This is a genomic window from Salinivibrio sp. SS2, assembly GCF_001722075.1.
GTDB classification, from domain to species: domain Bacteria; phylum Pseudomonadota; class Gammaproteobacteria; order Enterobacterales; family Vibrionaceae; genus Salinivibrio; species Salinivibrio proteolyticus.
In genome coordinates this window covers 1-18,506 of the sequence record NZ_MEBP01000099.1, presented here as the reverse complement: position 1 = coordinate 18,506, position 18,506 = coordinate 1, and the positions used below count along the sequence as shown (strand labels likewise).

The 18,506-nt window shown below is 51.0% G+C and carries 21 protein-coding genes and 1 other RNA gene; 10 read left to right on the top strand and 12 right to left on the bottom strand.

The features are described from left to right. Positions 1 to 16: 16 nt before the first annotated feature. The gene (gene grcA, locus BGK46_RS12635) at positions 17 to 394 is read right to left on the bottom strand and encodes an autonomous glycyl radical cofactor GrcA (RefSeq protein WP_069589774.1); all 378 of its coding nucleotides are present in this window, start codon (positions 392 to 394) and stop codon (positions 17 to 19) included. A 589-nt stretch (positions 395 to 983) separates the two neighbouring features. Between grcA and ung the strand changes: the two genes are divergently transcribed. Then, the gene (gene ung / locus BGK46_RS12630) at positions 984 to 1,667 is read left to right on the top strand and encodes a uracil-DNA glycosylase (protein WP_069589773.1); all 684 of its coding nucleotides are present in this window, start codon (positions 984 to 986) and stop codon (positions 1,665 to 1,667) included. A 102-nt stretch (positions 1,668 to 1,769) separates the two neighbouring features. On the opposite strand, the gene BGK46_RS12625 is transcribed toward ung, so the two are convergent. Further along, positions 1,770 to 1,949, bottom strand: coding sequence for a DUF3545 family protein (locus BGK46_RS12625; RefSeq protein ID WP_069589769.1), 180 nt, complete (start codon positions 1,947 to 1,949; stop codon positions 1,770 to 1,772). 237 nt (positions 1,950 to 2,186) lie between these two features. On the opposite strand from BGK46_RS12625, the gene BGK46_RS12620 reads away from it, so the two are divergent. Further along, the gene (locus BGK46_RS12620; protein WP_069589768.1) at positions 2,187 to 3,611 is read left to right on the top strand and encodes an alanine/glycine:cation symporter family protein; all 1,425 of its coding nucleotides are present in this window, start codon (positions 2,187 to 2,189) and stop codon (positions 3,609 to 3,611) included. 72 nt (positions 3,612 to 3,683) lie between these two features. Further along, on the top strand, positions 3,684 to 4,457 hold the full coding sequence (yaaA, locus tag BGK46_RS12615) for a peroxide stress protein YaaA (RefSeq protein WP_069589767.1): 774 nt from the start codon (positions 3,684 to 3,686) through the stop codon (positions 4,455 to 4,457). Between the two features lie 94 nt (positions 4,458 to 4,551). Here the strand turns inward: yaaA and serA are convergent, their stop codons facing one another. From serA to zapA, 5 genes are all read right to left on the bottom strand, one after another. After that, the gene (gene serA / locus BGK46_RS12610; protein WP_069589766.1) at positions 4,552 to 5,781 is read right to left on the bottom strand and encodes a phosphoglycerate dehydrogenase; all 1,230 of its coding nucleotides are present in this window, start codon (positions 5,779 to 5,781) and stop codon (positions 4,552 to 4,554) included. Between the two features lie 351 nt (positions 5,782 to 6,132). Then, positions 6,133 to 6,792: a ribose-5-phosphate isomerase RpiA gene (gene rpiA, locus BGK46_RS12605; RefSeq protein WP_069589765.1), complete on the bottom strand. Its 660-nt coding sequence runs from the start codon at positions 6,790 to 6,792 to the stop codon at positions 6,133 to 6,135. Between the two features lie 54 nt (positions 6,793 to 6,846). Then, positions 6,847 to 7,449, bottom strand: coding sequence for a 5-formyltetrahydrofolate cyclo-ligase (locus tag BGK46_RS12600; protein ID WP_069589764.1), 603 nt, complete (start codon positions 7,447 to 7,449; stop codon positions 6,847 to 6,849). Between the two features lie 29 nt (positions 7,450 to 7,478). Then, positions 7,479 to 7,661: non-coding RNA, 6S RNA (gene ssrS / locus BGK46_RS12595), on the bottom strand. Between the two features lie 4 nt (positions 7,662 to 7,665). Further along, positions 7,666 to 7,971 (bottom strand): cell division protein ZapA, encoded by a 306-nt coding sequence (zapA, locus tag BGK46_RS12590; protein ID WP_069589763.1) that lies wholly within the window; start codon positions 7,969 to 7,971, stop codon positions 7,666 to 7,668. A gap of 420 nt (positions 7,972 to 8,391) precedes the next feature. Here zapA and BGK46_RS12580 point away from each other — a divergent pair, with 420 nt between their 5' ends. From BGK46_RS12580 to gcvH, 4 genes are all read left to right on the top strand, one after another. Then, entirely contained in the window at positions 8,392 to 8,967 is a 576-nt protein-coding gene (locus BGK46_RS12580; RefSeq protein WP_069589761.1) for a UPF0149 family protein, read from the top strand. A gap of 63 nt (positions 8,968 to 9,030) precedes the next feature. Further along, positions 9,031 to 10,221 carry a 2-octaprenyl-6-methoxyphenyl hydroxylase gene (gene ubiH / locus BGK46_RS12575; protein WP_077455284.1) on the top strand — a complete coding sequence of 397 codons (1,191 nt, stop codon included), beginning with the start codon at positions 9,031 to 9,033 and terminating at the stop codon, positions 10,219 to 10,221. Beyond that, positions 10,218 to 11,450 carry an FAD-dependent 2-octaprenylphenol hydroxylase gene (locus BGK46_RS12570; RefSeq protein ID WP_069589758.1) on the top strand — a complete coding sequence of 411 codons (1,233 nt, stop codon included), beginning with the start codon at positions 10,218 to 10,220 and terminating at the stop codon, positions 11,448 to 11,450. The genes ubiH and BGK46_RS12570 overlap by 4 nt, the downstream gene beginning before the upstream one ends. Before the next feature lie 120 nt (positions 11,451 to 11,570). Next, positions 11,571 to 11,972 (top strand): glycine cleavage system protein GcvH, encoded by a 402-nt coding sequence (gene gcvH, locus BGK46_RS12565; RefSeq protein ID WP_069589757.1) that lies wholly within the window; start codon positions 11,571 to 11,573, stop codon positions 11,970 to 11,972. Between the two features lie 77 nt (positions 11,973 to 12,049). On the opposite strand, the gene BGK46_RS12560 is transcribed toward gcvH, so the two are convergent. The 5 genes from BGK46_RS12560 to ygfZ form a co-directional block, all read right to left on the bottom strand. Further along, the gene (locus BGK46_RS12560; RefSeq protein WP_069589755.1) at positions 12,050 to 12,295 is read right to left on the bottom strand and encodes a DUF1107 domain-containing protein; all 246 of its coding nucleotides are present in this window, start codon (positions 12,293 to 12,295) and stop codon (positions 12,050 to 12,052) included. 193 nt (positions 12,296 to 12,488) lie between these two features. After that, positions 12,489 to 13,025 carry a GNAT family N-acetyltransferase gene (locus BGK46_RS12555; protein ID WP_069589753.1) on the bottom strand — a complete coding sequence of 179 codons (537 nt, stop codon included), beginning with the start codon at positions 13,023 to 13,025 and terminating at the stop codon, positions 12,489 to 12,491. 3 nt (positions 13,026 to 13,028) lie between these two features. Then, positions 13,029 to 13,991 carry a LysR family transcriptional regulator gene (locus BGK46_RS12550; RefSeq protein WP_069589750.1) on the bottom strand — a complete coding sequence of 321 codons (963 nt, stop codon included), beginning with the start codon at positions 13,989 to 13,991 and terminating at the stop codon, positions 13,029 to 13,031. 15 nt (positions 13,992 to 14,006) lie between these two features. After that, positions 14,007 to 14,486, bottom strand: coding sequence for an aminoacyl-tRNA deacylase (locus BGK46_RS12545; RefSeq protein WP_069589749.1), 480 nt, complete (start codon positions 14,484 to 14,486; stop codon positions 14,007 to 14,009). Positions 14,487 to 14,510: 24 nt separating this feature from the next. Then, the gene (gene ygfZ / locus BGK46_RS12540; RefSeq protein ID WP_069589748.1) at positions 14,511 to 15,494 is read right to left on the bottom strand and encodes a tRNA-modifying protein YgfZ; all 984 of its coding nucleotides are present in this window, start codon (positions 15,492 to 15,494) and stop codon (positions 14,511 to 14,513) included. 227 nt (positions 15,495 to 15,721) lie between these two features. Here ygfZ and BGK46_RS12535 point away from each other — a divergent pair, with 227 nt between their 5' ends. The 3 genes from BGK46_RS12535 (at position 15,722) to BGK46_RS12530 (ending at position 18,308) form a co-directional block, all read left to right on the top strand. Continuing rightward, positions 15,722 to 15,985 carry a succinate dehydrogenase assembly factor 2 gene (locus tag BGK46_RS12535; RefSeq protein ID WP_069589792.1) on the top strand — a complete coding sequence of 88 codons (264 nt, stop codon included), beginning with the start codon at positions 15,722 to 15,724 and terminating at the stop codon, positions 15,983 to 15,985. Further along, on the top strand, positions 15,954 to 16,364 hold the full coding sequence (locus BGK46_RS17460) for a hypothetical protein (RefSeq protein WP_139130781.1): 411 nt from the start codon (positions 15,954 to 15,956) through the stop codon (positions 16,362 to 16,364). The genes BGK46_RS12535 and BGK46_RS17460 overlap by 32 nt, the downstream gene beginning before the upstream one ends. 114 nt (positions 16,365 to 16,478) lie before the next feature. Beyond that, positions 16,479 to 18,308 (top strand): methyl-accepting chemotaxis protein, encoded by a 1,830-nt coding sequence (locus tag BGK46_RS12530; RefSeq protein WP_069589747.1) that lies wholly within the window; start codon positions 16,479 to 16,481, stop codon positions 18,306 to 18,308. Positions 18,309 to 18,506: the final 198 nt, after the last annotated feature.

Genomic DNA, 18,506 nt, shown 5'->3' with positions numbered 1-18,506 from the left:
TTTATAACCTGTGTGTTTACAGTGAGCTTGTAAACGTACGGGTGATCACGTCACGCTGTTGTTCAGGGGTCAGTGAATTAAAGCGAACTGCATAGCCCGAGACACGGATGGTCAGTTGCGGGTATTTTTCTGGGTGCTTGGCTGCATCCTCCAAGGTTTCACGCTTCAGCACGTTAACGTTCAGGTGTTGACCCCCTTCATTAACCGCTTGGGTTTCGATATTGACTTCACGATAGTCAAACTCACCCAAAGAAGACAGCGCGACTTCTTGATCCGCCTCAAAGCCTTGTTTTGCACAGACACAGCGTGCTTGGTCGGTTTCTTTATCAATCAACCAAATAGAATTGATGAGGTCATCATTGGCCGCTGAGGTTACTTGAATGCCGGTGATCATGGCCTATCCCCTTTTCTGATAGTGACTTTAGTGATGTAAGATTTCATCACTTTCGACGTTCATATATACCTTTTTATCTGTAGGGTTATTTTGATTTAGGTCAATATTCAATCGCCTTTATCGTGAAGATAGTTATTTGATATCAATATTATTGTGAACAAAATCAATTTGATGATAAGAGCACAACGCGCAGCGACAAGCATTCGTATTTATAGCGCTATTTTGTTGTAAATTTACTACAAAATTAAGGGCGAGATTGATCGATGGGTAGGCAGTTTTGCACCATATTGGTACATGGCTGGCGGAGTATTCTTCTCGAATTTTATTAATTGTTTGAAATATATAGTTATTTAAACTTGGCATTGATTTTTCATGATGTTCTAGGCACACGCACAGATAAGGAACGACCCATGACTAGAACATTATCGCCACGTTCACACGCGAGCTTACCGACCCCGAACCGAGCGGTACAAGGGCGCTGCCAGCGTCATTACCATGCTCATACAGAAAGAACAAAAGATCGCGCCACACACTGATTTCATCTGTTTGTCTCGTTAAAATGGCGCCAGTGTGATGATAAGGAGCAACCATGACTCAGGCGCAAACGTGGCAGCAGGTGCTAGCCAACGAGAAGGAGCAAGCGTATTTTCGCGATACGCTAGCCTATGTGGAAAAGGTCCGGGCCAGTGGCGTCACGGTTTTTCCTCCCAAAGAGGATGTATTCAACGCCTTTCGTTTTACTGAACTTGGTGATGTGAAAGTCGTGATTTTAGGCCAAGACCCTTACCATGGGCCCAATCAGGCCCATGGGCTCTGCTTTTCCGTATTACCCGGGGTAAAAACGCCACCTTCGCTGGTCAATATTTATAAAGAGCTAGCGACGGATATCGAGGGGTTTCAGATCCCTTCACATGGCTACTTGAAAAGCTGGGCAGAGCAGGGCGTGTTATTGTTAAACACGGTACTGACTGTGGAACAAGGAAAGGCGCACTCTCATGCCAAGCTGGGGTGGGAGACCTTTACTGACCGAGTGATTGAGGCTGTTAATCAGCATGGTGACGGTGTGGTGTTCTTGCTTTGGGGCGCGCATGCTCAGAAAAAAGGTAAAGCGATTGATCGTACGCGCCATCATGTTTTAACTGCGCCACATCCCTCTCCACTGTCAGCGCATCGAGGCTTCTTGGGTTGCCGCCATTTCTCACAAACTAACGCATTATTGCGCGAGCAAGGTAAAGCGCCCATTGATTGGCAACCCACACTGGATGATGCATAGAAAGCCAAGTGATTGAGGGGCAAAGCCGTCTTGGTCAGATAAAACCTGACCAATAAAAAAGGTGCTCAGTGAGCACCTTTTTCGCATCCTTTTATCGGTGAGTTAATCAAGGTCCAGTTGAGAGAAATCGCCATACATATCGATTTCTTCCAATTCTTTTCTCAGTCGCTGTTTGTCCTTCAGCGCTTCAATTTCTCTCCATTTACGTTTGACTGGTTTTGCGCGTCCGCTGCGTTGTGGCTTGTCTTGCTCGAACATGTCGTTAAAGGCAAAGTTATCCATAGTCACCCCTTGTTCACCTTGCGGTTAGGTTTTAAATACCACAGCTCGCCCTACCGTAAAATTGAAGTATTTCTCATTTGTGGCAGATTGATGAACTTTTTATGAGAACGTAATCACTGAATTTTTAAAAACAGTGATGACCAGCACAGCCAAGGGCGGCCATCAATTGATCTTACCGGTCAGACAAGCGAAGATTGCGCCGCAGACAGCAATCACGACACGACGAGGGACAGTCATTTGAGCCTTTTAACCTTTATTAACGACCTGATATGGGGCTCGGTGCTCATTTATGTGCTGATCGGCGGTGGCGTCTTCTTTTCGCTAAAACTCGGTGGCATTCAGTTCCGTCACTTCTCCCATATGTTTTCTGTGATGCGTCATAGTCGCCGCCGCGACAGTTCGGGAATTTCGTCGTTTCAAGCCTTGTGTACTGGACTGGCTGCACGCGTCGGGACAGGCAATATGGCTGGTGTGGCGGTTGCACTCTCTCTTGGTGGACCAGGGGCGATTTTTTGGATGTGGCTGATGGCGTTTCTGGGAATGGCGACTGCCTTTGCGGAAAGCACCTTGGCACAGGTCTATAAAGTTCGCGATCCGGATGGCTACTTCCGAGGCGGTCCGGCTTACTACATGGAACATGGCTTGGGGATGCGCTGGATGGGGATATTGTTCTCGTTGCTGCTGATCCTTGCCTTTGGTTTGGTGTTTAACTCAGTTCAAGCGAATTCGATTTCACAGGCTGCCCAAGTGGCTTTTGGCTGGCCTCCCGCCTATGTCGGTGCAGGACTGGCACTGGTTAGTGGGTTGATTATTTATGGTGGCTTACGCCAAATTGCGCGCACAGCTGAGGTCTTAGTCCCTGTGATGGCGCTGCTCTATTTATCTCTGGCGTGTTATGTAATGTTGACCCATCTCGAGCAAGTGCCCGCCGTGATATCGCTGGTGGTTAAAAGTGCTTTTGGTCTTCATGAAGCCGCTTCCGGCGCGTTGGGTTATACCTTGGCGCAAGGGATGATTCAGGGGATTAAACGTGGCCTTTTCTCGAATGAGGCGGGCATGGGCTCGGCGCCGAATGCCGCCGCCTCCGCCACACCCTATCCGCCTCATCCAGTTTCTCAAGGCTATGTGCAAATGCTGGGCGTCTTTGTCGATACTCTGGTGATATGCACCGCAACCGTCGCGATTATTCTGCTATCGGGGGAGTATATTCCCGGCGGCGAAGTCACGGGGGTGGAACTGACACAGCGTGCCTTGAGTGCACAGGTCGGCGATTGGGGCGAGCAATTTGTGGCGGTGGCCATTTTCTTCTTTGCGTTTACCTCCATCATTGCCAATTACTCGTATGCAGAAACCAATTTGTTGTTTATCAATGGTCGCTTGCGCCCGGCACTGCCTTATTTTCGAGCATTGGTATTGGGCATGGTGATGTTTGGTGCGCTGGCCGAGCTCCCCTTAGTGTGGACGCTAGCGGATGCATCAATGGGCATGATGGCCTTGGTGAACATGATTGCGATCTTATTGCTGTCTGGCATTGTTAAGCGCTTGGCCGCTGATTACCACACCCAACGTTCGTTAGGGCGAGTGCCTGTGTTTGATAGTCGCCGTTTCCCTGAACTTCACAGCCAATTGGACGAAAAGGCTTGGCCTTTGCCCAAGCAGTGACCGTGATGCGGTGGCTTTTTTATGCTGGAATGATAGTCTTGGCAACAGACAGATAACATAAGGGTTAGCAAGATGCTGATTGTGGTCTCCCCCGCAAAAACATTGGATTATGAGTCACCATTGCCGACGCAACGTCATACCCAACCCATGCTGACTGAGCACTCTCAAGCATTGATCGAGGTATGTCGCCAATTAACGCCCGCCGATATCGGTGCGTTAATGAAGGTGAGTGATAAAATTGCCAGTCTGAATGCGGTCCGTTTTGCCGAATGGTCTCCAACCTTTACCACTGATAATGCACGCCCTGCGGTACTGGCGTTTAAAGGGGATGTTTATACGGGTCTGGATGCCACTTCAATGTCTGAAGAGGACTTTGATTGGGCGCAGGCACATTTCCGTATGCTGTCGGGGCTGTATGGCCTATTGCGGCCATTGGATTTGATGCAACCTTATCGCCTTGAAATGGGCACCAAGCTGGCGACATCGCGCGGTGATAACTTGTATCAGTTTTGGGGCGATATCATCACTGAGACATTGAATCGCACCTTGGCAGAGCAAGGTGATCGATTACTGGTGAACTTGGCCTCCAATGAGTATTTCAAAGCGGTAAACAAGAAAAAACTCGACGGCGACATTGTGACCCCTGTCTTTAAAGACTGTAAGAACGGTCAATACAAGGTGATCAGTTTTTACGCCAAAAAAGCCCGTGGCATGATGGCGCGCTATTTGATTGATCAGCGTGCGACATCCATTGAAGCTATCAAGACATTTGATGTTGGCGGCTACTATTTTAGCGAGGCACAGTCCAAAGGAAATGAGTTGGTCTTTTTGCGTGAAGAACAGTAACGCACAGGCAATAAGGTTACGACAAGTGTCAGCCGATGCGGCTTTGTGTCTCAATGAAAAAAAGCCCCAATGGGGCTTTTTTTATCGCTTTCAGTTAGTGAAGAATGCGGGCGCGAATCGTGCCTTCAATCGCTTTCAGCTTTTTCAGTGCTTTATCAGCCTGTTCGGTTTCGACATCAATGACCACATAGCCAATTTTTGCTGAAGTTTGCAGATATTGTGCGGCGATGTTGATGCCTTCATCGGCAAAGGTGGTGTTTATTTTGGTCAACACACCGGGACGGTTCGCGTGAATGTGGAGTAAACGAGAACGCCCTTGATGCTCTGGCAGTGACACCTCTGGGAAGTTGACACAAGAGAGTGTCGAGCCGTTATCAGAGTACTTGATCAACTTGCCTGCCACCTCAAGGCCAATGTTTTCCTGCGCTTCTTGTGTCGAGCCACCAATGTGTGGGGTGAGCAGCGCATTATCAAAGGCCTGCAGCGGTGAGCTGAAGGGATCATTATTGGTTTTAGGCTCAACAGGGAATACATCAATCGCCGCTCCGGACAAATGGTTGCTCTCGAGCGCGCCACATAGGGCATCAATGTCCACCACTGTACCGCGTGAGGCATTAATAAAGATAGCACCGGGCTTCATGCGGGCGAATTCTTCACTGCCAATCATGTTTTGAGTACTTTCGGTTTCTGGAACGTGCAATGAAATCACATCACTACGGTTTAATAATTCAGTCAGCGAGTTGACTTGCACGGCATTTCCGAGTGAGAGCTTGTTATCGATATCGTAATAACAAACGTTCATGCCAAGGTTCTCTGCCAAAATACTCAGCTGCGTCCCGATGTGGCCATAACCGATAATCCCTAATACTTTTCCGCGTGCTTCAAACGAGCGTTCGGCGGATTTCTGCCATTCGCCACGATGTGCTTTGGCATTCTTTTCCGGAATACCACGTAGCAGCAGCAGGATCTCCCCAAGCACTAATTCGGCGACGCTGCGGGTATTCGAGAAGGGGGCATTAAAAACCGGGATACCACGTTGAGCAGCTGCGTCGAGATCAACTTGGTTAGTTCCGATACAAAAGCAGCCGACTGCGACCAATTTTTTCGCCTTTGCGAAAACCGATTCAGTCAGCTGGGTACGTGAACGCAAGCCGACAAAGTGAGCATCTTGAATCGCTTCTTCCAGCGCCTCACCGGTGAGGGAGCCTTTGTGATACTCAATATTGGTATAACCAGCTTGCTTGAAGGCCTCTAACGCCGTGGGGTGGACGCCTTCGAGGAGCAGAATTTTGATCTTATTCTTGTCCAGTGAATAGTGTGACATGCGGGCTGTTCTCTTCCTTAGAAACAATAGTGGTAGCAATGTTGCGCCTGAGTGCCGGGGCGCATCGTGACCCTGTGCCCTTAACGCGTCTGCTAAGAAAAAGCGGCTAGAAGCGCTGTCATTAGGCTGATCTCATTCGCGAAGCCGCAGGAGGGCGCGCGATGTGCCGGTATCAGAACAGTGACCAAGATAACAAAAATTTTGCGAAGGGGTAAGAATTATCCGTTCTAGACCATAAAAAAAGCACCTTATAAAAGGCGCTTTTAACTTATTGATTACACTAAACGCAAACGTTTGGCTTTTGCGGGTGATAATACGTTTCTCACCGACTATGTATGGTGGGTTATGCGTTTAGTCTGCAATTTTTTGCACGCCGTTTTCGGTGCCGGTCAAGACGACATCGGCACCACGGTTGGCGAATAGGCCGACAGTCACTACACCTGCGATACCGTTAATGGTATCTTCGAGCGCTTTTGGATCTTGGATTTTCATATTGTGCACATCCAAGATCACGTTGCCGTTATCGGTCACTACCCCTTGACGATAGCAAGGATCGCCCCCGAGTTTGACCAACTCGCGAGCCACATAAGAGCGTGCCATCGGGATCACTTCCACAGGAAGCGGAAACTCGCCAAGAACATCAACGTGTTTGGTGTCATCGATAATGCAGATGAATTTGTCTGCGATCGCCGCGACAATCTTTTCACGGGTGAGGGCCGCGCCTCCGCCTTTAATCATGTGCTTGCGCGCGTTAATTTCATCTGCGCCATCCACGTATACATCAAGACTAGCGACGTCGTTCGCATCAAACACCTCAATGCCCAGTGCTTTCAAACGCTCGGTGGATGCTTCTGAACTGGAAACAGCGCCTTTAATTTGCGATTTAATCGGCTCAAGGGCATCGATGAAGTAGTTGACGGTCGAGCCTGTCCCTACGCCAACAATGCTGCCGGGTTTGACATATTCCACCGCCGCTTCGCCAGCTGCTCTTTTTTTATCGTCTTGGTTCATGATCACTCCTAATGGGGGTTTTGGCGGCGATTATAGCGAAGCGCGTCGACGCCGTCAGGATAGAGGTCGCGAATTCGTGGCTGACCAGTGCCAATGGTGACTGGGCGTTAATATGTGGGGAAGGGGCATGTCCCATTGCTCGGTGGGTAATTGGCCCCAATGCTGACAGTCATGAGCAAGGCCGACCGCCGTAGCACTTGGGTGTGCACAGAGCGCCAAGGTACGATCATAGTAGCCACCGCCCATGCCCAGCCGTTGACCGCGATCGTCAAAGGCAACCAAGGGTGTGGCAATCACCTCCAATTGATGGGTGGGTAAGAGATAGCGAATATCCAGTTTGGGCTCGGCGATCCCGTAGCGGTTCGACTGCATCGGGGTGGTCGGGGTGTAATGTAAAAACAGTAAGTGGCCCTGACTGAATGGATGGACAACAGGCAGATAGACAGACTTTCCGGCCTGCCAGCAGGCATTAATCAACGGCGCGGTATCAAGCTCACCATCAAACGATAAATATAAGGCAATATGCTGAGAGGCGATCACAGACGGCAAGGCCATAAAGCGTGTCATGACCGCGTGGGCGGCGTGCTCTTGCTGTTCAGCGCTCAGTTGCCGGCGGGCGTGTCGGACTTGTTGACGTATTTGCTGTCTGGGCTGCATAACTGTCCTTGATGCTAGCCTGTCTGGAAGAGGGCCCCGGGATGCCGTCGGGATCGAAGGCCCTTGAAACCGCTGGTTCAAGGCGGGCGGGCAGTACAAACCGTAGGCTTCTCGGTACGTGCCGAGCTTGCTCAGTAGCTTGTAACAACACACCCTTAGGTTTGCTTATCGGCTCAGGGACGTAGATCCGCTGACAAACACCCCAGGGAATTCGGGTTACTTACGCGGTCCTTGCGTGGCCATTGCTGTGTCCAACTTTGACGCCATCAGGGCGCTCCGTTGCTTAACCTGATCTTGGACGTCGACCAATGATTGCTTAGCTTCATTTAGCTCGTGGCAAACATTCAAAGCAGCAATGGCAATTAACTGCTCTGTGTTGGTTACTTTAGTGCGCTCAGCCAGTTGTTGCAACCGTTGATCGAACTCACTTGCTGCTTCTTTAAGCGCTTGTTCTTGTCCTGGTGGACAATTGACCCGAACAAAGCGATCAAGGATCTTAATTTCAACCGGTTGTGTGCTCATAATGGTTGGCTGGCTCCTCGTGCGGCCTCTTATTCTTGGGCCAACGACACAGTAACAATGCCCGCTATTCTAGCAATTATTTTTAGTGATACACCACTTTGAAATACTTAAGCTGTGTATCTGCTGTCAATTTAGACATGGAAACGGGTGATGCATGCCCTGACAGGTTGGCAGATGAGAGCTAAGCCGCAGTTTATTATGGTCAGTTGCCAAGCCGAGTATGATATTGATCTTTGTCATGCCCGTTGCGTAGCGCGTCGATTTACACTGCCAGCCACGATGAAACGATTTTATCCGTGCCTTCGTATCGGAAGAGGTATCAAGGCGTGTTTGCGTGCTTTTGATACGGGAGCGATTCAGCCACGCGGTGTGAAATGGTAGACTGTGGGTTTTATAACATGCACGACCAAGGGCAAGATTGTGACTGATACCCGTTTACCTCTTTATGCGCAAGCCGCGACGACTTTATCGGCAGATAGCCTTGCCGTCACACCCGCCGAAATGCATGGCTTAATCGCCGGTATGTTAAGTGGGGGTATGGCGCTGGAAGATGGGGGCTGGCTCACCATGCTTTACGACTATACCAACCAAGGTATGGGATGGCCGACTGAGGCGAAAACCCTCGCCATGCAAAGCTATCACCAGCTGAAAACACAATTGACCGGGGACGACTTAGATCTCGATATCTATGTCCCTGACGACGAGCAGGTTGGCGTAGTCGCTCGAGCAGAAGCCCTTGTCGAATGGATCAATGCGTTTTTAGCAGGGGTAGGGCTGATCGGTAAACAAGGCCGTCAACTCTCCAATGACGTCACCGAGGCGCTGAGCGACCTTAAAGCCATTGCCCAGCTTGGCATTGACGAAGACGGTGATATGCAAGAACAAGCGGAGCTGCTTGAGCAAGTTTGCGAGCATGTTCGTGTGTGCTGCATGGTAGTGCATGCTGAATTGGGTGCGCGTCCGGATGCGGATGAGACTCCAAAGACACTCCATTAATCAATGAATCAACATCGCTGACATGCGATGACCCCATACAGTATGGGATTAGGGACAGGTGGGATGAAAGCCTACGATATAATCATTGCCGGTGGCGCGATGGCCGGTGCCACGGCCGCACTTGCGCTGGATACATTAAGTGGCGGTCAGCTGCGTATTGCCGTGGTTGAGGCGATGTTGCCCGATCATGCCAATCACCCTGGGTATGATGCACGCAGTATTGCCTTGGCACAGGGAAGCTGTGCTGCACTGGAATCGCTGGGATTATGGTCGGCGTTAGCGCCATTTGGCACCCCGATTCAGCATATCCATGTCTCGGACCGCGGCCATGCGGGGCAGACACAGATTGATGCGAATGCTCAAGGTGTTCCTTATTTGGGGCAAGTGATTGAGCTTGCGGATGCTGGCCGTGTCTTTCATCAGCAGCTCAGTCATCGCAGCGCCATTGATCTTTATTGTCCCGATTACGTCGAACATATCCATAGAGAGCAAGCGTCGGTAACCGTTGAGCTCAAGCAAGGAGAGACCTTGCAGGCAAAATTGCTGGTGGCTGCCGATGGCGGACGCTCGCCATGCTGTCAACAGCTGAAGATCGCGCGTCAGCAGCACGATTTCCATCAGGTGGCGATCATTGCCAACGTGAGTACCGCACTGCCGCATCAAGGGGTGGCATTTGAACGCTTTACTCGCACAGGGCCGGTGGCGCTACTGCCGATGTCGCAGGGGCGGTGCTCAGTGGTCTGGTGTGTGTCACCGGATGAGGTCGACCATTGGCTCTCGTGCGACGAGGCGACCTTCTTGGACGGTTTGCAGACTGCCTTTGGATGGCGCTTGGGTAAACTCCTTCATGTTGGCACTCGGCATGCCTATCCGCTGGTGCTTAATCAAGTGGTGAGTCCAGTCAGCCACCGTGTGGCAGTGGTCGGCAATGCGGCACAAAGCCTCCATCCGATCGCGGGGCAAGGGTTTAATCTCGGTCTACGAGATGTGATCACGCTAGCCGAGGTTCTGACGGCAGCGTCAGCACACGGCGAGGATCTGGGTGCCATGCCAGTCTTAACGCGCTACGCGCAACGTAGAGAAGCGGACCGAGAGACTACCATCGCTACCACATCCGGATTAGTGCACCTGTTCTCTAACCAAAATGCGGTGTTATCGGCCACTCGTAATCTCGGGCTGGGGTTGATGTCAGCTCTACCGAGTCTTAAACAACCTCTTATTCAACGCACCATAGGATGGGTAGCGCGCACATGAAGATGATCAATGCAGATATTGCCATCATTGGCGGCGGCATGGTGGGGCTCACCTTGGCGGCAGCGTTGGAGCACAGCGCTTTACGTGTGGTGGTTATTGAAGGGAAAGCCCCTGAGTCCAGCTTGGATACCATCCCGGATAACCGTGTGTCAGCCCTAAGCCGCGCCAGTGAACGCATATTGCGCGGCGTGGGGGCTTGGTCGGGCATTGAATCTCGCCGCATGGCAAGTTATCAAGCCATGCACGTTTGGGAGCAAGACAGTTTTGCCGAGATAGCGTTTGAGGCACAAAGTCTGGGCCAGCGTGATCTGGGCCATATTGTTGAAAACCGTGTCATTCAGTTGGCGCTCCTCGATAAAATCAAACAGCAAAGTAATGTGACGCTGCTGATGCCTGAGCAGTGTCAATCGATGATGATGGGTGAACGAGAAACCTGGCTACAGCTTGCCTCTGGTGGCGGCGTGACCGCTAAATTGGTGGTGGGGGCAGATGGTGCGCGCTCTTGGGTGCGAGGCCAAGCCAGTTTACCTTTGGTGCAACGCGACTACGGGCATCACGCGGTTGTTGCGACGGTTCGCACTGAGGTTGCTCATCAGGGCGTTGCACGGCAAATTTTCACACCGGATGGCCCACTGGCTTTTTTACCGCTTAGTGATCCGCACCTTTGCTCGATTGTATGGTCGGTGTCTCCGTGCTTGGCGCAGCACTATATGGATATGGACGACGCGGCATTTAATCAGACCTTAACGGCACAATTTGATGTGACTCTGGGGCTTTGCGAAGCCGTGGGACCGCGCGCCAGTTATCCATTAACCATGCGTTATGCACAGCAATTTGCCGCTGACCGTGTGGCCTTGGTGGGGGATGCGGCGCACACCATTCATCCACTGGCCGGCCAAGGGGTGAATTTAGGGTTACTAGATGCCGCTGCGCTTGCCGAAACACTGATACACCTTGCTGAGCAAGAAAAAGACATTGGCCTGCATGCGTCACTGCGCAATTATGAACGCTGGCGAAAAGCAGAAGCGGCGCAAATGATCGCCGCCATGCAAGGCTTTAGAAGTTTGTTTGACGGCGCTAATCCGATCAAAAAATTGATCCGTGGTGTCGGCATGCAGGCTGTGAATCATTTGCCGGGCGCTAAACTGCCATTTATTAAACGGGCGCTAGGGCTAAGTGGCGAGCTACCCAAGCTCGCCTGTGCAACATTTTCTGAATCGTCTAGCTGAGATTATTGGCGAATCGATATCTGTGTGCTAGTTGTTGTGTAGTTAATCAACCAAGTATTAGTGAACCACGAAGTCTGTTGAAACGACGATGTGTCACTGGGTGCAACAAGGAACAAAACTATGAGTGATATCCCATCAGAATTAAAATTTACTTCAACGCATGAGTGGGTGCGCCCAGAAGGCGATGGCTTGTTTACCATTGGTATCTCGGATCATGCGCAAGCCCTATTAGGGGATATGGTATTTATTGATTTGCCCGACGAGGGCGACAGTTTTGATGCGGGAGACGATTGTGCCGTGGCAGAGTCTGTGAAAGCTGCCTCTGATATTTATGCGCCTATTTCTGGGGAAGTGGTTGCGGTGAATGAAGAGCTGGACGGTTCTCCGGAATTGGTGAATAGCGACCCTTATGGTGATGGCTGGTTATTCCAAATTCGCGCCACTGATGAGTCTGAAATTGATGATCTCTTGGATGCGCAAAGCTACGAAGAAACCTTAGGGGAAGAAGACGACGACGAATAAGGTTGGCTGTCTTTGCGTCATCGTCAGGCCCTGCCTTTTGGCGGGGCCTGTTGATTTAAGCTCGTCCTGCACGTGAATCAGCGGCGTGTATTGACTGTGTGAGGCTGAGTCTCATCACACATCGCTTGCTGATAGGTCTCTCGTATCACCGCATTAACTTCTTTGACGGTTTGATAGTGCGTGATAGTGGCGTCTTGAGGCGCTTTTAGCCAACCGTTTTCGAAATCGAAGCGTCCTCGTCCGGCAATATAAAGTCGACCTGAAAAAAGTCGCGCCACATGTTTTGCGACCAACCTTGGCACATAGCGATTAAAAACGCGCATAAACCCTTCTTGGATAATGAAATAAACCTTGAGTCCTGACCACTTTGCATGGCGGCTCTGACGTGGTAACCCTATTCTAGGTGGTAACCATAGTTGTGATATCGAGAAATAGCGACATACAACGGCGCAGATTGTGCAAAGGGTTTATGGCGAGGGGATGACAGCGTTAGTGTACATCCTCAGTTTGGGATCTTTACCACAAATCAGCGCAGTTAAATGCGGGTACGCAACTGGGTTTTCCTCTCAGTGCCGTTAATGGTGCATCGGTTAATGATTGCCCCAGCCACCCATGTGGGTAGCTCAAATGATGCGGTGGTTGAATGGTCTCTGGAGAAATTGGCGTGAACCCCACGCGGCCATAAAACGCTGGGTCGCCATAGGTCATCACCAACTGATAGCCCTGCATTTTTAATGCGGTAAGGCCATGCTGAATTAATGACTGCCCAAGCCCCTGTTTTTGATAGCTTGGGTGGACCGCCATCGGCGAAAGCAGTGCCGCGTCGGGCATGGTTGGATAGCTTAACCGAGAAAAAAAGACTGCCCCAGCCAGCACTGAGTTATCGATCGCGACAAACCCAAGCCATTCACCCTCTGGTGTGGTGTCGTGCAGCTGATGAATCAGTTGGCCAATCAATTTCCCCTCATCCGGCCCTTCGCTGTGAGTAAATGTCTCGCGGACCAGTTCAGCAACGTCATTGATGTTCACATCGGTTAAAGGTAAAAACGGCATCGCTTACTCCTTCCCATCGTAGCTTGGGTTGGCTTTTAGGGCATCGACTCGGGTTAAAACGGTCTCGGTGATATGGGCAATGAGCCACTGAGTACGTGGGTGAGCACTGATTTGCTGTCGCCATGCCAGATGGATGTCAAACCCTGGCACATCAATGGGAGGTACACTCAGAGCAAGGGTGTCGGTATCATCGAAATTATCGATACGTGCCATCAGTTCCGGGACAGTGCAAAGTAATTGGCGCTGTTTTAGCAATTGCCTCACGGTGAGAAATCGCTGTGATCCCATCACCACGTGACGGTGATAGCCTAACTTGGTCAGGGTTTGGTCGATAGGGCTCGTTAATTGGCCTTGGGTGGAAACCAGCGCGTGTGGCGTTGCGACAAAATCGGCCAAACTAATGGGGGCTTGCAGCCCTGTGCTTTTGGGGTCAAACAGACAGACGTGCTGTTCGTGATACAAGAGCTGACTGGCCATGTTTTCCATCCCCTCTGGAAGCACACCAATCACGACATCGACCTCATCGTCATCAAGTGCCTGCTGACAACGTTTCTTGTCGACAGGGCGAAGGCTCAATTGGGCGTGAGGCAGGTGAGTCGTAAAGCTATCAAATAAGGCGGGGGCAAAAATCAGCTCCGCATAGTCCGTGAGCCCGATGCGCACTTGTCCATCATAGTGTTGGGGATCAAAGTAAGGTGGCACCAACACCTCGCTGGCGAGCGTATCGAGTAATGCCTGAATCTTAGGCGCGATATCTATCGCGCGGGCAGTGGGGACCATTTGATGGCCGCGGCGCTCAAATAAGGGATCATCAAGCATCACACGCAAACGCGACAGGCTATGGCTCATGGCCGATTGCCCTAAGGCCAAACGTTCAGCTGCGCGGGTGACGCTGCGCGTTTCCATTAAGGTGATAAAGGTTACGAGTAGGTTAAGGTCGTATTTACGCCACTGTTTTTGCGCCATCCTTAGCTTTGACTCCTAGGGGGTATCGTCACGACAAATGGCGGCGCGTAGCGGCTGGCACAGTGTCACTAGATCCGCCACTTTCACCCACAGCCCAGCGTGCGGATCACCACTGCTGATCGTGACACTATCGTGGTCGAAAATACGCTCTTCAAACACAATTGGCAGTGGCCGAGGTAACCCTAAGGGCGCGACCGTGCCAAGCGTATATCCTGTCATTGCGCGTACCTTATCTGCGTCAGCCAGTGTCATTCGCCGACACGCTAACTGCTCGCGCACACGCCGTGGATCGACCTGACGGTCGCCGGGAACACAGGCTAATGCGTACTGGTTACCCATATCACGTAAAAGCAGCGTTTTTAGCATACGCGCCGGTAAGATCCCGCGCGCTGCCGCTGTGTCAGTGATGGATTGGGTAGCTTGCGATTGCCACAGCACCTCATAAGCCACCCCTGCCATATCCAGCGTGGCAGTGACGGCGGTGTGCAGTGGCATAGAGGCAGGAGAAGCGACCAAGGGTTATTTTTCCTCTTCGAGTGAATACGGGAGTGCGACGCGCTGCCAAATGGTATCGGGCGCATCCGCGAATCGAAAGGCGGTGTCGTCGTCCAAGTTATTGGGTAAAACCACTAAGGCGGCTGCATGACCATCTGAGTAGGTAGCGCCAGCAATGACGGTGCCGCCTGCTCGCCAATTATCCCCTACCGCACGCTCCACTTTATCTCCCGGCTTAGGGGCCTTATCGGCCTGTCCTACCAATTTATACATGGCGCGTTTATTGATGCCACGGTATTTCGCGCGTGCGACCGTTTCCTGACCGGTATAACAGCCTTTGGTAAAGCTGATCGCATCCAGTACCTGCAGATTGAGGGATTGCGGAATAAACTCGCTTTTTGTGGCATCTTCAATACGCGGCAAGGCAGCATCGACGTCGCATTGCTCCCATAGCGTGTTGTCAACCAATAAGGCACTTTCCTGATAGGCTGCAACCAGTTGATCCGCCGCAGAAGGACTGATGGCAAGCAACCAGCGGGTTGGCTCGATCCTCACCGCTGTGCCGTGCTCGCTGTGACGCACGTCACCTTGAGCGCCGAAATGTTTCTCGATCACTTGTTCCGCCTGTTGGCCGACGACGCCGAGCAATACATCTTCACTAGGCTGAAAGTCGATTTTCGAGAAGATGGCGTATTTTTTTATCTCGGTGAGTTGCGTTTGTGCAATCGACATTGGCTGCACCATGGCCAGACCGTCGCCGTGATGGAAAAGCCGTAATACCGACCATACTTTGCCTTTGGGATCGCAATGAGCCGCGAGGGTCGATTGATGTTTGTCGAGTTGGCTCAGATCGCAGGTCAATTGTCCTTGCAGATAGCTTTGAGTGTCGTCGCCGCTCACTTGCGTCAATGACCAGTTATCTAATGCGACCAAGGCCAAATCAGGCAGTGGGCTATTTGCATTGCGCTCGGCTGGGGTAAAGGCGACTGTTTGATACCATTCGCTCATAGAAATCACGCTCGCAGTTGAGAAAAACACAGAGTATGACACGTATACTAATCGTGCGTTGTCAGCTTGTCAGCCTTTGTATTGTAAGGGTATTGATGGCAAGCGACGTTGAATCGATAAACATCAGGGGATAGCTCTCATCTTCATCGCCGAGTTGAGAGGAAAAGTAGTCGCCCTCCGTTGGCGCTGATACTATGCATCCACTGACATCAGTGATTGAGGTAAACATGGTAAATACCGACGATAAACCACGGATCCGTTGGGCATGCCGCCGTGGCATGTTGGAGCTTGATGTAATCATTATGCCTTTCTTTGAAGCTTGCTATGACACCTTGAGTGACAGTGACAAGCAAGACTTCATCGCATTTTTGGAAAGTGATGACCCTGATTTGTTTGCGTGGCTGATGGGGCATGGTAAACCTGACGATCCTAAGATGAAATCTATCGTTGATAAGATCGTTGCCCATAACCGAAGCAAGCTTCGTACATAGTCAGCTCCGCTGTCCTCGCTATGTCGCTATTAGCCTGATCCTGTTCGGCGTGATAGCGGCATGGCTGATCACTTTTCACCTTGCCCTTCCTTTGAGTGCCCGCGCCCTTGCGATTATTTACGTGATCCGCGATGGTCAAAGGTTCTACCACCAGTTACTGGCTAGCCAAGGCACCTTATCCATTGATCGCCATTTTTATGTTCAGATGAATACCCAACCGAAAGGGAAAATGTCCTGTGTCTGGGCGACGCCTTGGTTGGTTGTCCTCGAGAATGCACAAGGGGAGTCGCGGATCTTTTTGTGGCGAGGCGGGATGCCAGACTATCACTTTCGTCTGATTTATCGTCACTGCTGTACGGCCGTTAGGGATAGTTTGTGACATTTTTGTGACAAGGTGTTTGCGCCGCTTTACTTTTACCCAACTTGGCCGATAGTAAAAGGTGCACACAATGTGTAGGGCTATTGAAACTCTGAGTTTGGTTGTAGGGTGACTATGAATATAAAGCAAAAACTATTGCTGCTAACTGCGATGTCGGTGGTAGCCCTGTTGGCCGTGGCGGGTGTGGCATGGAAAGCGGAGAGCAAGCTTGGCAACATGCACCGTCAGTTAACTACAGTGTCTGACCTTGAAGTGATTCTGCTTAATTTGCGACGTAATGAAAAAGACTTTCTTGCCCGCATGGATCCCAAATATCTCTCCCGATTTGATAATAATGTTGATGCCTTCAATAGCCTGCTCGGTGAATTGCGCACGGAAAGCCAAGCGCTTGGCCTCGATACGCAAATCATTGGTCAAGTGTCGACAGCGATGCAAGGCTACGCGCAGGGGTTTCGTGACCTTGGCGCGGGCTATCAACGTCTCGGCCTAGAGGCTGGACAAGGTTTGCGTGGTGATATGCAACAAGCCAGTGAGAAGCTGGTTGCGGCGACCCAAAACGATATTGTGCTGGAAAGCAGCGCCCGACTGTTGGTGGCGGAGGCGAAGCTGTTCGTTAATAGCAGCAATATAAGTCACATCGAGCAATATCAACGGCAAATGAACGAGCTGACTGCCTACCTAAAAGGCGATTTGTTAGCGTTATTCCAAGCGCACCACACGACGGTAAAGGCGGTGGTAACGCAAAAAGAGCAACTGGGATTGGCGCATGACCAAGGCCTGCTGGGCAATATCCGTGGCAAGACCCACCAAGTTGAAGAGATGTTTGAAACCCTAAGTGAGTCATACCAAAGTGCTATTACCAAGGCACAAAGAGAAACCATGGTACTGACTGCGTCGATTGTTATTCTCTTGGCGCTGATAATGACGGTGGTCTCTTTGTGGATGAATCGAGGGATTCAACGCCGCATTTATAGCTTTAGTGAGAAAATGAGCCAGATCACGCAACAAAAAGATTTGACGTTGCGGGCCGATGAGGCGGGTCGTGATGAAATTGCGGCGATGGCCAAAGATGTTAATCAGATGCTGGCTGGCATCCAAACCATGGTGACGGATGTGCGCTCTGCGGTGCAAGCGCTGCATCAAAGTGCCGAGCAAGTCGAATCGCGTAGTCATCAAACCAGCTCTGCACTGACCACCCAGTTAGATGAAACTACCCACGCAGCAACCGCGATGAACGAGATGGAAAGCACCATTCGTGATATTGCCAGTAATACCGATCAAGCCGCCGAAAACGCCCGTACTAGTTTGGGACGCGCGCAAAATGGCCAGCAAGTGGTGGATGATACCCGCACCATGATCATGACTTTGTCAGAAACGCTCAGCAATACCAGCAACGAAGTGTTGGAGCTGAGTAAACTGTCCGAGACAATTGGGTCGGTGCTTGATGTCATCAAAGACATTTCCGAGCAAACGAACTTGCTGGCCCTGAACGCGGCGATTGAAGCGGCTCGAGCCGGTGAACAAGGGCGTGGTTTTGCGGTGGTTGCCGATGAGGTACGTCAGCTGGCGACCCGTACGCGAGAATCGACCGATGAAATCGCCGGTATTATTGGTTCGTTGCAGGACCAAACCCAGTCGGTCGCGGAGCGTATGGAGCAAAGCCGCGAAGATGGGCAAACGTCGGTGTCTAAAGTAGAGGCGGCTTCCCAAGAGTTGGCGCAAATCATGGCTGATATGCAACATATCATGGACATGAGCACCCAGATCGCGACCGCCATTGAAGAGCAAAGTTCGGTTGCCAAAGAAGTGAACCAAAACGTGCATACCATTCAGGATATTGCTCAAACCAGTACCGATCGCGCCCAGCAAAACCGTGATGCAGCCCATCAGGTGGCGGAAGAGGCGGCGAACCTAGAGCGCGCAGTGAGCCAGTTTAAAAGCTGAGCACAATGCAGTAGATTGAGTGCTGTTTCGTTCAATGAGAAAAGGCCAGCGTTTGCTGTAATGCATGTGAATTAAGCTGAGTTACGTCTTTTAGAAGGCCTAGTCGCATAGCGATTGGGCCTTTTCTTTACTGCTCTTGGGTATGTCCTCTCTCGCCTCTCTGGAAGTACAAAGCTCTCTGCCATGTCGAGAATATAT

What these genes read in the sequence shown, in the direction of transcription:
- grcA (WP_069589774.1), bottom strand. Translation starts at nt 394, where the DNA reads ATGATCACCGGCATTCAAGTAACCTCAGCGGCCAATGATGACCTCATC.
- ung (WP_069589773.1), top strand. Translation starts at nt 984, where the DNA reads ATGACTCAGGCGCAAACGTGGCAGCAGGTGCTAGCCAACGAGAAGGAG.
- BGK46_RS12625 (WP_069589769.1), bottom strand. Translation starts at nt 1,949, where the DNA reads ATGGATAACTTTGCCTTTAACGACATGTTCGAGCAAGACAAGCCACAA.
- yaaA (WP_069589767.1), top strand. Translation starts at nt 3,684, where the DNA reads ATGCTGATTGTGGTCTCCCCCGCAAAAACATTGGATTATGAGTCACCA.
- serA (WP_069589766.1), bottom strand. Translation starts at nt 5,781, where the DNA reads ATGTCACACTATTCACTGGACAAGAATAAGATCAAAATTCTGCTCCTC.
- rpiA (WP_069589765.1), bottom strand. Translation starts at nt 6,792, where the DNA reads ATGAACCAAGACGATAAAAAAAGAGCAGCTGGCGAAGCGGCGGTGGAA.
- BGK46_RS12600 (WP_069589764.1), bottom strand. Translation starts at nt 7,449, where the DNA reads ATGCAGCCCAGACAGCAAATACGTCAACAAGTCCGACACGCCCGCCGG.
- zapA (WP_069589763.1), bottom strand. Translation starts at nt 7,971, where the DNA reads ATGAGCACACAACCGGTTGAAATTAAGATCCTTGATCGCTTTGTTCGG.
- ubiH (WP_077455284.1), top strand. Translation starts at nt 9,031, where the DNA reads ATGAAAGCCTACGATATAATCATTGCCGGTGGCGCGATGGCCGGTGCC.
- BGK46_RS12570 (WP_069589758.1), top strand. Translation starts at nt 10,218, where the DNA reads ATGAAGATGATCAATGCAGATATTGCCATCATTGGCGGCGGCATGGTG.
- gcvH (WP_069589757.1), top strand. Translation starts at nt 11,571, where the DNA reads ATGAGTGATATCCCATCAGAATTAAAATTTACTTCAACGCATGAGTGG.
- BGK46_RS12560 (WP_069589755.1), bottom strand. Translation starts at nt 12,295, where the DNA reads ATGCGCGTTTTTAATCGCTATGTGCCAAGGTTGGTCGCAAAACATGTG.
- BGK46_RS12555 (WP_069589753.1), bottom strand. Translation starts at nt 13,025, where the DNA reads ATGCCGTTTTTACCTTTAACCGATGTGAACATCAATGACGTTGCTGAA.
- BGK46_RS12550 (WP_069589750.1), bottom strand. Translation starts at nt 13,991, where the DNA reads ATGGCGCAAAAACAGTGGCGTAAATACGACCTTAACCTACTCGTAACC.
- BGK46_RS12545 (WP_069589749.1), bottom strand. Translation starts at nt 14,486, where the DNA reads ATGCCACTGCACACCGCCGTCACTGCCACGCTGGATATGGCAGGGGTG.
- ygfZ (WP_069589748.1), bottom strand. Translation starts at nt 15,494, where the DNA reads ATGAGCGAATGGTATCAAACAGTCGCCTTTACCCCAGCCGAGCGCAAT.
- BGK46_RS12535 (WP_069589792.1), top strand. Translation starts at nt 15,722, where the DNA reads ATGGTAAATACCGACGATAAACCACGGATCCGTTGGGCATGCCGCCGT.
- BGK46_RS12530 (WP_069589747.1), top strand. Translation starts at nt 16,479, where the DNA reads ATGAATATAAAGCAAAAACTATTGCTGCTAACTGCGATGTCGGTGGTA.